This is a genomic window from Gelidimonas diazotrophica, from assembly GCF_055694025.1.
Map to the genome: position 1 here is coordinate 3502836 of NZ_CM146349.1, position 14544 is coordinate 3517379.

Annotated in this window: 11 protein-coding genes and 1 pseudogene; 2 read left to right on the plus strand and 10 right to left on the minus strand. The window is 61.2% G+C overall.

Features of this window, described 5'->3' with window-relative positions:
- Nucleotides 1–128: 128 nt before the first annotated feature.
- The 9 genes and pseudogenes from KGFNPO_RS16275 to KGFNPO_RS16315 form a co-directional block, all read right to left on the minus strand.
- Nucleotides 129–486 (minus strand): annotated as a pseudogene (locus KGFNPO_RS16275) (response regulator); the annotation flags it as partial.
- Nucleotides 487–539: 53 nt separating this feature from the next.
- Nucleotides 540–2885 (minus strand): sensor histidine kinase, encoded by a 2346-nt coding sequence (locus KGFNPO_RS16280; RefSeq protein WP_472632272.1) that lies wholly within the window; start codon nucleotides 2883–2885, stop codon nucleotides 540–542.
- Nucleotides 2882–3457 carry a DUF4390 domain-containing protein gene (locus KGFNPO_RS16285; RefSeq protein ID WP_472632273.1) on the minus strand — a complete coding sequence of 192 codons (576 nt, stop codon included), beginning with the start codon at nucleotides 3455–3457 and terminating at the stop codon, nucleotides 2882–2884. The genes KGFNPO_RS16280 and KGFNPO_RS16285 overlap by 4 nt, the downstream gene beginning before the upstream one ends.
- Before the next feature lie 37 nt (nucleotides 3458–3494).
- Nucleotides 3495–4871, minus strand: a complete 1377-nt coding sequence (rsmB, locus tag KGFNPO_RS16290) for a 16S rRNA (cytosine(967)-C(5))-methyltransferase RsmB (protein ID WP_472632274.1) — start codon at nucleotides 4869–4871, stop codon at nucleotides 3495–3497.
- A gap of 359 nt (nucleotides 4872–5230) precedes the next feature.
- Nucleotides 5231–5557 carry a DUF1840 domain-containing protein gene (locus tag KGFNPO_RS16295; RefSeq protein WP_472632275.1) on the minus strand — a complete coding sequence of 109 codons (327 nt, stop codon included), beginning with the start codon at nucleotides 5555–5557 and terminating at the stop codon, nucleotides 5231–5233.
- A gap of 79 nt (nucleotides 5558–5636) precedes the next feature.
- Nucleotides 5637–6938, minus strand: coding sequence for a fumarylacetoacetase (gene fahA, locus KGFNPO_RS16300; protein ID WP_472632276.1), 1302 nt, complete (start codon nucleotides 6936–6938; stop codon nucleotides 5637–5639).
- Between the two features lie 11 nt (nucleotides 6939–6949).
- Nucleotides 6950–7492 (minus strand): VOC family protein, encoded by a 543-nt coding sequence (locus KGFNPO_RS16305; protein WP_472632277.1) that lies wholly within the window; start codon nucleotides 7490–7492, stop codon nucleotides 6950–6952.
- A 56-nt stretch (nucleotides 7493–7548) separates the two neighbouring features.
- On the minus strand, nucleotides 7549–8622 hold the full coding sequence (hppD, locus tag KGFNPO_RS16310) for a 4-hydroxyphenylpyruvate dioxygenase (protein ID WP_472632278.1): 1074 nt from the start codon (nucleotides 8620–8622) through the stop codon (nucleotides 7549–7551).
- A 421-nt stretch (nucleotides 8623–9043) separates the two neighbouring features.
- Nucleotides 9044–9553, minus strand: a complete 510-nt coding sequence (locus KGFNPO_RS16315; RefSeq protein ID WP_472632279.1) for a Spy/CpxP family protein refolding chaperone — start codon at nucleotides 9551–9553, stop codon at nucleotides 9044–9046.
- A 185-nt stretch (nucleotides 9554–9738) separates the two neighbouring features.
- On the opposite strand from KGFNPO_RS16315, the gene KGFNPO_RS16320 reads away from it, so the two are divergent.
- Both KGFNPO_RS16320 and KGFNPO_RS16325 read left to right on the plus strand, forming a co-directional pair.
- Nucleotides 9739–10467 carry a response regulator gene (locus KGFNPO_RS16320; protein ID WP_472632280.1) on the plus strand — a complete coding sequence of 243 codons (729 nt, stop codon included), beginning with the start codon at nucleotides 9739–9741 and terminating at the stop codon, nucleotides 10465–10467.
- Nucleotides 10464–11807, plus strand: coding sequence for an ATP-binding protein (locus tag KGFNPO_RS16325; protein WP_472632281.1), 1344 nt, complete (start codon nucleotides 10464–10466; stop codon nucleotides 11805–11807). The genes KGFNPO_RS16320 and KGFNPO_RS16325 overlap by 4 nt, the downstream gene beginning before the upstream one ends.
- A gap of 151 nt (nucleotides 11808–11958) precedes the next feature.
- Here KGFNPO_RS16325 and KGFNPO_RS16330 read toward each other — a convergent pair whose 3' ends face one another.
- Nucleotides 11959–14490, minus strand: coding sequence for a mechanosensitive ion channel family protein (locus KGFNPO_RS16330; protein ID WP_472632282.1), 2532 nt, complete (start codon nucleotides 14488–14490; stop codon nucleotides 11959–11961).
- Nucleotides 14491–14544 lie beyond the last annotated feature (54 nt).

The window sequence follows — 14544 nt, forward strand, 5'->3', positions numbered from 1 at the left end:
CGCAGGCGCTGCCGGCTCGGCAGCAGTTCTGGTTGCCGCCGCAGTGGCGGACACAATGGATGGCGCAGAACTGGCAGACGGCAGCGCTTTTGCGTAGGCAGAAGAAACCCGCATCGGGTTAATGCTCTTCGACAAGCCTTGCTGGACTGCTTTCAACAGCTTTTGCAGCGCGATCGGTTTTTCCAGAAAGTTAATGGCGCCGATGCGGGTAGCCTCGACTGCGGTATCGATTGTTGCGTGGCCGGACATCATGATCACCGGCATCGTCAACAAACCTTCGCGCTGCCATTCCTTGAGCAGGGTTACGCCATCGGTATCCGGCATCCAGATATCCAGCAGCACCAGATCCGGCGCGCCGGCGGCGCGCTGCTGACGGGCTTGTTCGGCATTTTCTGCAATCTGGACCGCATGACCTTCATCGCTCAGAATTTCTGAAAGCAATTCACGGATACCCATTTCATCATCAACGACGAGGATATTTGCCATAACAATTTGTTTCCCTAATAATATTTTTGCAACATTATTTTAGCCTACTGCCGTCAAGGCAGTAATAATGGTGTTGTTTCTGATAACTTACTTGCCAACTTATTTGCCAACTTATCTGCCAACTTCAGCAGTACGATCCGGATCGTCGTACCGCCGCCATCGGCACGGTTTTGGATGTCAATCCGGCCGCCATGTTCATCGACTATCTTTTTCACCATTGCCAAGCCGAGCCCGGTGCCGCGCGGCTTGGAGGTCACATAGGGCTCGAACGCAGAAGCCAGTATCCGGGGCGAAAAGCCGCTGCCATTGTCGATGATCGACAAACGTACCGCAGTCCGGGTATCGCCTTCGCCTTGGTAATGGATGGTTTCGGTGCGCACGTCGATGCGTGGCGCCGGGTCGTCTGCGTTGCCCTGGCTAGTGCGTTCATTGACTGCATCCTGGGCATTCTGCAGCAGATTATGGACCACTTGACGCAGTTGAGTCGGGTCGCCCAGGAGTTCCGGCAAATCGGGGTCCAGCGATAAGTGAATGGTGTCGCTGGCGTCGTTGCTCAGGTATAACTGCAGGGTTTCCCGGATCAGCGCATTCAGATCGAGCGGCGCCAATACCGCCGGCGGCGTTCTGGCGTAATCGCGGAAACTATCGACCATGTGCTTCATCGCTGTGACCTGATTGACGATGGTGGCGGTGCCTTTGTCGAGCAGGGCAGCATCTCCGGCCGAGAGCTTGCCGCGCAGCTTCATTTGCAAACGCTCGGCCGAGAGCTGAATCGGCGTCAGCGGGTTCTTGATTTCATGCGCGAGGCGGCGCGCCACTTCGCCCCAGGCCAGCGAACGCTGCGCGGAAATGACGTCTGAAATATCGTCGAACACGACCACATAACCATTGCCATTATCCAACGGCAAATTCGAGCCGCGCGCCAGCAACGTAATGGCGTGGTCAATCTCGGTGCCGGCCGGCTGACGCGGAATTTCGATTTGCTGCTGCCAGTGCAGTTTGCCCACAGCTTCGTCGCCGGCGGCGATTTGCGCACTTTGCTTGGAAAAAGCCTGGATGACTGCGCTTGAAAATGCAGTCAGTCCATCGATGCGCGACAGCGGCAAATTGAGCGATTCAGCCAGCGGTTGCTGCAGGATGCGCTCCACTGAAGCATTGCAGGAAACCAGCCTGAATCCAGTGTCGAGCACCATCACGCCGGCCGACATATTCGCCAGCACCGACTCCAGATAGGCTTTCGCGTGTTCCAGCGCCGCACTGTTGCGGTCGACCGCATTGCGGGCGTCGAACAATTGCCGCGTCATCGCATTGAACGATTGCGTCAGGGTGCCCAGTTCGTCCGGGGTGGCGACAATCGGACGCGGCGACAAGTCGCCCTCGGCCACCGCTCTGGTGCCCTCGGCCAGCAGCAGCAACGGCTTGGCCAGGCCGCTGGCGATCAGGAAGGCGCTGACGATGGCGGCGAAGATCGCCAGCAGCAAGGTCAGCGTCAGGGTCACGATGTAGATCTTGCGTAAGCCCGAGCGCGCCAGCGAACGCTGCTGGTATTCGCTGTAAGCCACCCGCAAATCTTCGGCATTACCAGCCAGATGGGCCGGCACCGGCTGTAACAGTTGCAGGAAAGTGGTTTCGTTTTGCAGCGATAGCGAGTTGGCGGAGGCCGGCAGCTGCATTACCACCCGCAGCCGCAACGCCGGCTGGTCGCTGGCATCCGGGCCCGCATTCTTTCCAAAATCGGCGCCTGGGTCGGTGCCGCCCTCGATGGCGGCAAAGCCGCGGCTCAGGCGCGCCTTGCGCAGCGCTGCGGCGTTCGGCAAATCCGGCAGCAAACTGGTCAGGCTACCGCCAGCGGTGGCGATCACGCGCCCGCCGGCGCTTAATATCGTGGCTTCCTGAATCTGGCTCTGCTCGCGCAGCCGCGACAGCCGGAACGGCAGTTCGCTGTCCGGCACGTCGGCCAGTTCCTGAACCACAATGCGGGCCTTCGACTGCAAGTCGTTGAGCGACTCGTCCAGCGCCGCACGGCCGAGGTTGAGGCCGGATTCCAGCGCGGCTTCGACCCGCACATCGAACCACGATTCAATCGAACGCGAGACGAACTGCACCGAAACCAAATAGATCAGCGCGCCCGGCAGAATGCCCATCAGCGCGAACAGCAATACCAGCCGGGCCATCAATCTGGAGCCGAATTTGCCGCGCCGGTAACGCTTGTACAGGCGTGTCAGCAACACTATTACCGAACCCAGCAGAACCACCGCAACCAGCGCATTCAAACCCAGCAGCCACGGGTAATTTTGCTCGAAAAAGCTGGAATTATCGGACGCCGAAGCCAGCAGGAACAGCAGGATGCTCATGATGCCGATGCCGGCAACCAGCGCATACCGCATCGGCCGTGTCACTGCTGTTCCGCCTTGAAACTGAAGTGCTTCCAGTCGGAGGCCATTTGCCAGTCGCTGTTATTGAGCGCATTGACCTGGAACGGCTTGGTCAGCTGCGTCACGTCGAGCCGCATGCGCACCGCGACCTGATAGGTTACGCCCGCTTTCAGCGCACCCTTGTCGGCCACCAGCCAGCGCCCCGGATGCCGGATCAGCGACAGCGCATCATCGAGCGTGGCAAAACTCTGCTGCAAGCTGCCGCTGACGGCGGCGTGATAGCGGCGCGTCAGCACATTGTAGGAAATGCGCACCGTGCGCGAAGCCAGCAGCGCATTCTCATCGAACCAATACCAGCGCGGCCGCGTCAGTTCAAGTTCGGTGGTAAACGAGAGCGGCACGCCGCGCATGATCGCATCTTCCAGGCCGCGATTGAGTTGAAACGAAAAACTGGCCAGGAGTTTATAACCCTCCTCAGTCGCCTCCAGCTGGGCCTGCACGGTTTCGACCGCATCGCCGGCGCGTGCGGCCAGCGGCAGATGCGCCAGCAAGGCCAGCAGACAGCAGGTCAGAAGATGGAATAGGCGTCTAGTCACGCGTTTGGGGCCCGGTTATCACGTTGTTAAAAGTTATTTAGTCGGCAGCTTTTTGAAACAATGCATAAAACAAGCCATCGTGATCGTCCAGCAGCTCGGTAGCCGGCAGCAATTGGCCGGGCGCGGGCAAGCGCTGGGCCTGGTTGCGCACCGCAAAAGCGGCGGCCTGCGCTTCCGACTCTTGCGGCCAGACTGAGCAAGTGACAAACAACAATTTACCACCGGGGCGCAGCATGCGCCAAAGATTGTCGAGGATCTGCGCGGAAAGCGTCGCCAATTGCGCACTATCGCTCTTGCGGCGCAGCCAGCGTATATCCGGATGGCGGCGCACGATGCCGGACGCGGTACAAGGCACATCCGCCAGGATGCGGTCGAACAATTGGCCGTCCCACCAGTAGCGCGCTTGCGCATCGCCGGTCTTCAGGCTGCAAGTCGGTTGGCGGCTCGCTTTGCCGCCCTCTCCCGTTGCGGGAGAGGGCTCCTGCAATTGCAGGCGCTGCAGGTTTTCTGCGATCCGGGGCAAGCGTTTAGCATCGTTGTCGAGCGCCACCAGCTCGATATTGGCAGACTCCAGCAAATGCCCGGTCTTGCCGCCCGGCGCAGCGCAGGCGTCCAGCACCCGCATCCCGTCCTGGACGTCCAGCAAGGGCGCGGCCAGTTGCGCTGCCGCGTCCTGCACCGACACCAGGCCGTCCATGAAACCTGGAATCTGACTCACCGGCAGCGGCTTTTCCAGCCGCACCGCACTCGGGCCGATCTGGGTCGCGGCCATGCCATTGGCAGCCAGCAAGGCCAGATAGTCGGCCATCGTGGACTGGCGGCGGTTGACGCGCAAGGTCAGCGGCGGCGCTGTATTGCCGGCCTGCAGAATCGCTTGCCAGTCTTTCGGATACGCGGTTTGGGCGGCTGCGATCCACCAGGCCGGATAATTCCAGACTGCCGCCGGTTGCTGCAGCGCTTCCTCCAGCAAGGCGTCGCGTTCGCGCAGGAAGCGCCGCAAGACTGCGTTCACCATGCCTTTCGCGTGCGCCATGTCGCCATGCGAAGAAGCTGCGGTGACCGCTTGATCGACCACCGTGAAGACTTCGTAAGGCAGCGCCTCGGCCGGGTCGTCCGGCGGGCTGATCAGGGCCAGCGCGCAGCACAGCAGGCTGTGCAGGATGGCCGGATCGGGCTGTTTTTTGGCCAGCAGCGACAGCAGCACTTCGCTGCGTCCGAGCCCGCGCATGGCGCGGTAAGCGATATCCTGAATCGCGCCGCGGGCCGTTACCGGGGTATTATTTTGCGCAATCACTTTGGCCAATGCCAGCGGCAACGCGGTGCCGCTACGCACCATCGCGACCGCTTGTGCGGCGCGCAGCAGCGAGTAGGAAAGGGAATCTATTTTCAGGGTGGACAAGTTGGATGTGGTCACGTGTATTTTTCGTAATGAGTTGTGCGGCAAGCTTTAGCACCAGGCGCTTGCATCAGGCGGGTACGAATTATGACGCATTGGATGGCAGCGCCGGCAGGGCATTCACAAGCGCCGCTGGCGAATTTTTCACGCCGTCAATATACTACTATGGTGTATTTTTTAATCCGCAATGATTTAATGCGGAAATACCTGCATTTACCTGCATACTCCCGCATACACTTGAAAACTGGTAACTGTTCAGTCTGCTGTGGAGTGCCCGGCCCTCTCTCCCGGCCGCTCTCCCACAAGCGAATCGCATGGCAATTCGGGCACCAGGAAAAGCCATGCCGGGAGAGAGGAGCAAAAGCACCCTGGCGGCGTCAGACGCCCCACATGATGTCCTGGCCATCCTTGTGCGCGGCGCGCAGCATTTCCAGCAGCGGATAAACGCGCGCCGAAAACGAAACGACTGCACTCGCCTGATGCGCATTGGCATCGTCCGCATCGTCGGGCTGCACTTTTTCCGACGCCGCGCGCAGCCGGCTGGCGGCGATTTCTGCTTCCAGCGTGGCAATCGCGCCGGCGGTTTCGGCGGCAGTGATGACGCCGCGGTCGAGATCCTTGTGCAGCAGATCGAGAATGCGTTTCGCGTGCTCCTTGTACATGATGACTTCGGCGGCGGCTTTGGATTTGAACGTGATCAGCATATCGATGCTCCGTGGGAGTTAATTCGTCCCAGTTATAGCACGACTTGCAATCCGCTTGCTGCGATTGCGCCGCGCGTTTTCATCCAATCGGGATGGCCGCCAATACGGTGCCCGAGCAGTCGCCAAAGCCGATGCGCCGCGCACCCGGCCGCTGGCAATAACCGCGCAGGATAACCGTATCGCCATCTTCGAGCCAGGTCCGGGTCTCGCCGCTGGCGAGCGTCAATGCCTGCTTGCCGCCCTGGCTGAGTTCCAGCAATGATCCGCCCTGCCCGGGCGTCGGGCCTGACAGGGTGCCGCTGCCGAGCAGGTCGCCGGCGCACAAGTTGCAGCCGCCTGCCGTGTGATGCGCGATCAACTGGGCCACGCTCCAGTAGGCGTCGCGGTAGTTCGAGCGCGTCAGGCGTTCGGCTGGAATTCCTGCGGCGCGCATCGCTGCGGTTTGCAGCCACACTTCCAGGCTGATATCGATGCCGCCGCTGGAACGATTTGCCGGCGAATCCAGATACGGCAATGGCTCCGGGTCCGCTTCCGGGCGCTGCAACGGGACCCGAAACGGTTGCAATGCTTCCAGCGTGACCAGCCACGGCGACACCGTGGTGGCAAAGTTTTTTGACAGGAACGGCCCCAGCGGCTGATATTCCCAGGCCTGGATGTCGCGTGCGCTCCAGTCGTTGAGCAAGGTGAAGCCGAACAGATGTTGCTCGGCGTCAAGCATCGAAATCGGCTCGCCCAGGGCGTTCGGGGTCGCGATAATCGCGCCCAGTTCCAGCTCGTAGTCGAGCCGTTTCGATGGCCCGAAAGTCGGCGTGGAAGCGCCAGCAATCATGGTCTGACCGCGTGGCCGGCGGAAGCTTTGGCCGCTGACGCAGATCGACGAGGCGCGGCCGTGATAACCAATCGGCACCCATTTGTAATTGGGCAGCAACGGGTTGTCGGGCCGGAATAGCTTGCCCACGGTCAGCGCGTGATGGATGCCGGTGTAAAAGTCGGTGTAGTCGCCAATCCGGCACGGCAAGCTCATCTCCACCTCAGCCTGCGGCGCCAGCGCGCCGCAGGCGCACCATTCGTCCTGGCGGGCGCTGCCGAGCGTAAGGCCTTGCGACACTGCCACGCGCAGCGCCTCGCGCACTGCGCGCCCGCTGCGCATCAGGCGGTTCATGTCGTCGGAATCGATCAATTTTGCGCGTTTCAGGTCGAGCACCTGGTCGCCGATCGCAATGCCGATGCGCCAGTCCATGTCGACGCCGGTGCTGCGGCGGAAGCGTCCGAACGGCAGATTCTGCAGCGGGAAATCGGTGGCCGGATCGTTGGCCGATGCCACCCAACTCAATAGCGCCGGATCGAGAGTACGGGTTAACGGTATGTTCGGTGTGTTCATTCGCGCCCTTTTCAGTGTTTTTTAAACTCGTTGGCATGCAGAAAAGCCGCATGTTTCGGTGCGCGCTTGGTGCGCGACCATTCTTCCAGCATGTCCCATTTCACCGCATCCAGTTTCACCAGCAGCGCCGCTTCTTCGGGATCGGGACAGGCCAGTTCAAGCCGGTGCCCATTCGGGTCGAAAAAGTAGATCGAATGGAACACGCCATGGTCGGTAACGCCCAACACTGCAACGCCATTTTGTTCCAGATGCGCCTTGAATTCGAGCAGCTCTGCGCGGTCCCTGACCCTGAAGGCGATGTGCTGGACCCAGTCCGGCGTGTTGGGGTCGCGTCCCATTTCGGGCTTGGTCGGCAGTTCGAAGAACGCCAGCACATTGCCCATGCCGGCATCCAGGAATACATGCATGTACGGGTCCGGTTCGTGGGTTGACGGCACCTCGTTTTCGGCAATCGCCAGCACGAAATCCATGTTGAGCATTTTCTGATACCACAGCACGGTTTCCTTCGCATCTTTGCAACGGTAGGCGACGTGGTGAATTTTTTCGATCTTCATGATGTTGATCCTCGGTTGGGCGCAGCGCATTGGCTGCGCCGGTAATAGGTTGATCGCTACGCAGCCTGAATCACGCCGCGTCTTATCTGATCGCGCTCAATCGACTCAAACAAAGCCTTGAAGTTGCCTTCGCCGAAACCGTCATCACCCTTGCGCTGGATGAATTCGAAGAACACCGGCCCCAGCTGCGTTTCGGAAAAAATCTGCAGCAGCAAGCGTTTTTCGCCTTGATTGCACACGCCATCGAGCAGAATGCCGCGGGCCTGCAACTCGGCGACCGGCTCGCCATGTCCGGGCAAACGACCTTCCAGCATTTCGTAGTAAGTAGCGGGCGGCGCGCTCATCAGCGGCACGCCGGCCCGGCGCAGGCTGTCGACGCTGGCGATCAAGTCATCCGTGACCAGCGCAATGTGCTGAATGCCTTCACCGTTGAATTGCATCAGGAATTCTTCGATCTGGCCGCCGCTACCGGCTTCCTCGTTCAGCGGAATGCGGATTTTGCCGTCCGGCGCCGTCATCGCGCGCGAGGTCAGGCCGGTGTACTCGCCCTTGATGTCGAAGTAGCGGATCTCGCGGAAGTTGAAGATGCGCTCGTAGAAACTGGCCCAGTAGCGCATGCGGCCGTGGTACACGTTGTGCGTCAGGTGGTCGATCAGCTTGAGGCCGTGGCCGACCGGATGGCGCGGGACGCCGTCGATGAATTCGAAGTCGATGTCATAGATGGCGCGGCCTTCCTCGAAGCGATCGATCAAATACAGCGGCGCGCCGCCGATGCCCTTGATGGCGGGCAGGCGCAATTCCATTGGGCCGGTCTGCAACTCCAGCGCTTGCGCCCCTAATTCCAGCGCGCGGGCATAGGCCTTGGGCGCGTTCTTGACCCGGAACGCCATGCCGCAGGCCGACGGGCCATGTTCGGCCGCGAAGTACGAGGCGACGCTGTGCGGCTCGTTATTGATGATGAAATTGATGTCGCCCTGACGATACAGCGCCACGTCCTTGGAGCGGTGCAGCGCGACCTTGGTAAAGCCCAGCAGCGCGAACACCGGTTCCAGCACATTCGGGGTAGGCGAGGCAAACTCGACGAACTCAAAACCCATGAGTCCCATTGGATTTTCGAAAAGATCAGCCATTTCAGTGTTCCTTGTTTAACGTAAAAATCGCGTAGCGATTCACTTCGCTCCCCTCTCCCGCAGGCGGGAGAGGGGTTGGGGGAGAGCATACAAGGGCGGTGCTCGCCTATCGGAACACGGGTGGCGCGCAGGAAATGCCGCGTACGCTGCGGGCCAGATGGTCGCCCACAAACAGCATGCTGCCCCGGCACGCCGCATTGCTCCTCACGCCCGAGAGCAGATGGCAGCAGAAGCGGCGGCGCGGAATGTGCATGATATTGACGGCAATCACCGGTTATTTAATGTGAATTGATATGAATATTATGCCCTTGCGCGATTCCTGGGTTAAGCGGCGCTTCGGCGTCTGTTTCCCGCAAAAAAAAACGGCGCTTTTCAGCGCCGTTTTGTATCAGGAGATTGGCTTACTTACCCTTACTTACCCTTACTTACCCATGCCGCCGCGATGATGCTTGCGGCCTTGGCCAAACTCGGCATCGAAGATTTTTTGCTGTTCTGGCGTCAGCACCGCATAAAACGTTTTCAATGCAGCCAGGTGGCTTTCCATCCGGGTCTGGCCTTGTTTCATCCGCTCAAGCATGGCTTCCATGCGTTGCGGAGCCGGCATCTTTTGCATCGCGGCGCGATCCGGACGCTGCGCCTGACGCTGCTCCATGGTAGGCGGCGTCATGCTGGCGGTGTAGGTTTTCCAGGCGGGCTCCTGGCTGGCGCTCAGTTTCAGCTTCGCATGCAGTTCCGTCTGGCGCTTGGCGCGTTTGGCCATGTGCTCTTGCATGCGCTCGCCGCGTTTTTCATATTGGGCCTGTTTATCTTGTTTGTCCTGCATCAGGCTGGTTTTGCCAGCGTTGTCAGACGGTGGGATTTGCGCCAGCGCGGTGCCGCCCAAACCCAGTACAGTCATGCCGATGATGATGCTCTTGGTAAATGTACGCATGGTATTTCCTCTTTTAAGTATGTTATGAACATGTGCACTGCACATGAAGCCACTCTGCGCCGCGGATGTATCTGGCAAGTGTCTGCTGTGCAGCTTTTTGTATCATTCTGTAATTTTTAGCGCGATTACAAGAAGATACAAAATGGCGCTTCCCTGCACGCGCAAGCCGCCATAATCTATCGCCTATGGAAACAATTTCTCACATTTTGATCGTCGATGACGATCGCGAAATCCGCTCGCTGCTGGCGGATTATCTGAACAACAACGGCTACCTGGCGCACAGCGCCGAAGACGGCCGCGCCATGTGGAAAACGCTGGAACAAGCACCGATCGATCTGATCGTGCTGGACCTGAACCTGCCGGGCGACGACGGCCTGACGCTGTGCCGCACTCTGCGCGCGAAGTCGCAGATGCCGGTCATCATGCTGACCGCGCGCAGCGAACCGCTGGACCGCATCCTGGGGCTGGAAATGGGGGCCGACGATTATTTGCCGAAACCGTTCGAGCCGCGCGAACTGCTGGCGCGCATCCGCAGCGTGCTGCGCCGCAGCCATGCGCTGCCGCCCAACCATGCCGACCTGAGCGCAGAGCGGCTGCTGTTTGCCGGCTGGACGCTGGACTTGACGGCGCGCCATCTGCTGAGTCCGGATCAGGTGGTAATCATGTTGTCGGGCGCGGAATTTCGCTTGCTGAAAATTTTCCTGGAACATCCGAACCGGGTCTTGAACCGCGACCAATTGCTGAACATGACGCAGGGCCGCGACGCCGATCCGTTTGACCGCTCGATCGATATCCAGATCAGCCGCCTGCGCCAAAAGCTGGGCGAAGATGCGCGCTCGCCGCAAATTCTGAAGACCGTGCGCAACGGCGGCTATGTGCTGGCGGTCACGGTGCAGGCGGAAAGCGCGCAATGAAAAATTTTTTCAACTCGATGACCGGGCGCGTGTTCCTGATTTTGCTGTGCGGCATGCTGGGGGCAATCGCGCTGACGTTCTGGCTTGCCGACAGCGAGCGGCAGCGCACCATCGGCCAGTTCCGCGAGGTGCATCAGGTCGAGCGGGCCGAACAATTGACGCTGGCGCTGGATGCGCTGCCGGGGGCCAACCGGCAAGCCTTTCTGGAAACCGCAAAACGGATCGGCTTGCGGGTCGAGTCGGCGCACTCCGGCGCCCGCGAATTAGCTGTGCCTTCGGCCTTCGCACTGGCGTTGGGCGCAGATCTGGGGCAGCAGTTCCGGGTCGCGTCGCTAGAGGCTAGCGGCGCCGATTGCCAGCCGCCGCACCGGCCGCGCACCGCACCGCGGCCGGCCCGCAGCCCGGACTGCGAAATCACCCGCATCACGCTGCGCGACGGCAGCTTGCTGCGGATGACGGTGTTGCCGCCGCGCAGCGGCATGCCGCCGCTGCACAGCGATTTTCTGCTGTATCTGGCGCTGTTCGTATGCAGCATCGGGGTGCTGGCGTATCTGGTGGCGCGCATGACGATGCGCCCGCTCAAGCAGCTGGCGCAGGCCGCCTTCGACCTGGGCCGCGACCTGAATCACCCGCCGCTGGCGCTGGCGGGCAGCAGCGAAATCCGCCAGGCCAGCAGCGCCTTCAATGCGATGCAGGGCCGCATCCGCGACCATCTCCAGCAACGCACCCAGATGCTGGCGGCCATCACGCACGATCTGCAAACGCCGCTGACGCGGTTGCGGCTGCGGCTGGAAAAAGTGGCCGACGACGCCTTGCGCGACAAGCTGATCGACGATCTGTCGGCGACCCAGGACATGGTGCGCGAAGGGCTGGAACTGGCGCGCAGCATGGCCTCAGCCGAGCCGATGCAGCGCCTCGATCTGGATTCGCTGCTCGACAGCGTGTGCAGCGACGCCGCCGATGCCGGCCAGCGCGTGCAGCTATCCGGACAGCTCGGCAAGTCGGTGCTGGCGCGTCCCAATACGCTGCGGCGCTGCCTGATCAATCTGATCGACAACGCGGTCAAATACGGCCAGTCGGCTGCGGTTAGCGTGGTCAGAGAAGCCGGCGGGGCGGTGATCCGCATCCGCGATCATGGCCCCGGCATTGCGCCCGACCAGCTGGCGCGCGTGTTCGAGCCGTTCTACCGGATCGAGACTTCGCGCTCGCGCCAGACCGGCGGCACCGGCCTGGGCTTGACCATCGCCCACAATATCGCCGAACAGCACGGCGGCAGCCTGACGCTGCGTAATCACCCGGACGGCGGGCTGGAAGTGGTGCTGACGCTGCCGCAGGGATAGAAAATACTATCCAATGTATTTTTATGGTGCGCATGAATATCATGCGCTACATGCCATGAAAATTCGCATACTCTCGTAGGGGCGGGTTCCAAACCCGCCCTCGCATTTTGACGGCGAAAGGGCGGGTTTGGAACCCGCCCCTACGGGCAGATTACGCTGGCGGCTCGTTTTGCAGCGTGCTGCGCAACTGCGTGAACACGCCATCGTCGACGCTGCGCAAATGCAAATCGCGCTGCTGGAATGGCATTTCAATCCGTGCTTCTGCCAGGGCCTTGCTGATGGCCACGCATAATTCGCTGCGAATCGGCAGAAAGCGCTCATATTGTCCGCTCCAGCAGCGCAACTTGAAATTCAGGGAATCGGTGCCAAACCCCTGGAAGTAGGCGTCCGGCGCCGGTGCATCGAGCACTTCCGGATGCGCGGTGGCCACCCCAATCAGCAACGCCAACACCTGTTCCGGATCGCTGCCATAGGCGATGCCGATTGGAATTTCGATCCGGCACTGGCGGTCCGACAGGGTCCAGTTGACCACATCGTTCGAGGTCAGGGCGGCATTCGGCACCACCACTTCGGAGCCATCCCAGGTGCGCAAAATACTGGCGCGAATGCCGATACTTTTGATCTCGCCGGAGCGCTGGCCGGTCTCGATGGCGTCGCCCACCTTGATCGGACGCTCGAACAGCAGCACCAGGCCGGACATGAAATCTTTGACCAGGCCCTGCAAGCCGAAACCGGCGCCGACGCCGAACGCGCTGATCAGGATCGTGAAACGGTCCAGATCGACGCCGGTGGCGACGATGGCCAGAATGAAGCCGGCCATCAGCAACACGTAATTCAACACCATCGACAGTGCATACGGGATGCCGCGGGCCAGCGCAATGCGCGGGAAGACGTCCTCTTCGAGCACGAAGCGCACCAGCCGCGAGAGCAGGAATGCGGCCCAGATAGTGCCGCCAAACGCCAGCACGTCGCCCAGCGAGATATGCAGCGCACCGATCGCGCTCTTGGTGGTGAGAATGCTGACAACGAAGTCGAAAAGCGGCTTGCGCAAGACAAAGATATCGAGCGTCGTCAAGACCCACCAGCCCAGCACCAGCCAGTGTGCAGCACGATGCAGCTGGCGTTCCAGCAAGTGTTTGTAGTGCCGCACCATGGCCAGCGAACGCAGCGGCCAGGTATACAGCGCCAGCGTGGACAGACTGACCAGCGCCCGCAACGCCGCATACAGGATCACGCCGGAATACAAGGTAGTCAGCATCGCCGCATTCAGGAAATGTCCGAGCTGCGAATAGCCCAGCACGTCGGCCGTCAGTGCGACTGCAAATACCAGCGTGGCGGCGCGCGCGATAAACAGCGACCACTTGTAATCCTTATCGCCGGTGACTGCGGCCGGCAGCCGGGACAGACGGCGCGGCCGCAGGAACCAGAACAGGAACAGCAGCGTGCCGGCCAGCTGCAGTTCGAACAGCAGCCGCTCCCCCAGCAGCGCCGCGCCGAATATTTCGCGCAGCCGGTTGACCACGTACAGCACCAGCAGCGCATACAGGAAAGAGGCCAGGTTGTGGTGGATCAGACGCCGCAGGATCACGATCGTCGGCGGCAGCGCCAGCGTCAGCAGCAACAGATTGAATTCGCGCGGCGCATACACCAGCACCGAGGGGCTGACGATGGTAAATAACAGCATCGCAATCGCGCCCGGATGTTCGAACACCCAGGCGGTGCCGGCCAGTTCCGGATCGGCCTCGGTGCGCAGCCGCATCTGGGTCCGGATGCGCCACAGCGCGACCAGAAACAGCGCCGCCAGCAGCAGCAGGAAAACGACGCTCTTATGGCTCGCCACCAGGTATTGCGCAATCGTCACCTGATTGGCTTGTATCGCACTCTTGAATTTTTGCAGACGGTCGAACTCGCCGTCGGCGCTGCTGTCAGCGCTCCAGATCGGCACGCTGTCGCGCAACAGCAAACTCTCCAGCGCGGCATCGGTGGCCCGCTTGAGCTGTCCGCGCTGCTCGGCCGCGCGGGTTTCGAAGCGGCTGACCTGGGCTTGCAGCGTCAGGATCTCGCCCCGCGCCTTGTCCACCAGCTGCTGCACCCGAGCGGCCTCGGACAGCACCGTATTCGACCGCTCCTGGACCGCGTCGGGGGCGCCGGTTTCACGCGCAACTTTACCCGTGGTCTGCCAAGTTTTTTGCAGGGCCTCCAGCTGTGCCAGATTGCCTTCGAGCAGGACGGCGCGGCCGGTGAGTATCTCTTCCCAGCGGCCCAGCCGGGCCAGCAGCGAGAGCCAGCGCGTATCGAGTTCGCGCAACTGCTCCTGCGAGTAAATCGCTCCCAGCGCCAGCGTGGTCTCTTTCCCGGTAGCCTCGAAATCGCGCCCGAATGCTCTCAACTCGGGGCCGATTGCGGCCACCTTCGGCACCGGCGCCAGGCCTGCGACGATATCGCGCAACAGCGCATCGGCAGTTTCTGCGGCGGCGGCAATATTCGGCACCGCGATCGGCTTCACCGGCGGCGGCGCAGCTGCCGCCGCCGGCGTGGCAGCAGGCGCGGCTGGAAGGATGGCGGTGGCGGCCAGCGCAACGCCGGAGCCACCAGCAACGCCGCCCAAAGTACACAGCAGCAATAACAACAGCAATACGCGGCCGGGGCCGGGGCCGCGCAACCAAGTGGTCAGATGCAACATAGGGAGTCTTTAAGTCAGAAAAGTCGGTAAAGTCGCGCAGGCCAATAGTGTAGT

Bases quoted from the DNA above. Each gene is read 5' to 3' on its own strand.
- KGFNPO_RS16295 (WP_472632275.1), bottom strand. From the start codon at position 5,557: ATGCTGATCACGTTCAAATCCAAAGCCGCCGCCGAAGTCATCATGTAC.
- fahA (WP_472632276.1), bottom strand. From the start codon at position 6,938: ATGAACACACCGAACATACCGTTAACCCGTACTCTCGATCCGGCGCTA.
- KGFNPO_RS16305 (WP_472632277.1), bottom strand. From the start codon at position 7,492: ATGAAGATCGAAAAAATTCACCACGTCGCCTACCGTTGCAAAGATGCG.
- hppD (WP_472632278.1), bottom strand. From the start codon at position 8,622: ATGGCTGATCTTTTCGAAAATCCAATGGGACTCATGGGTTTTGAGTTC.
- KGFNPO_RS16315 (WP_472632279.1), bottom strand. From the start codon at position 9,553: ATGCGTACATTTACCAAGAGCATCATCATCGGCATGACTGTACTGGGT.
- KGFNPO_RS16320 (WP_472632280.1), top strand. From the start codon at position 9,739: ATGGAAACAATTTCTCACATTTTGATCGTCGATGACGATCGCGAAATC.
- KGFNPO_RS16325 (WP_472632281.1), top strand. From the start codon at position 10,464: ATGAAAAATTTTTTCAACTCGATGACCGGGCGCGTGTTCCTGATTTTG.
- KGFNPO_RS16330 (WP_472632282.1), bottom strand. From the start codon at position 14,490: ATGTTGCATCTGACCACTTGGTTGCGCGGCCCCGGCCCCGGCCGCGTA.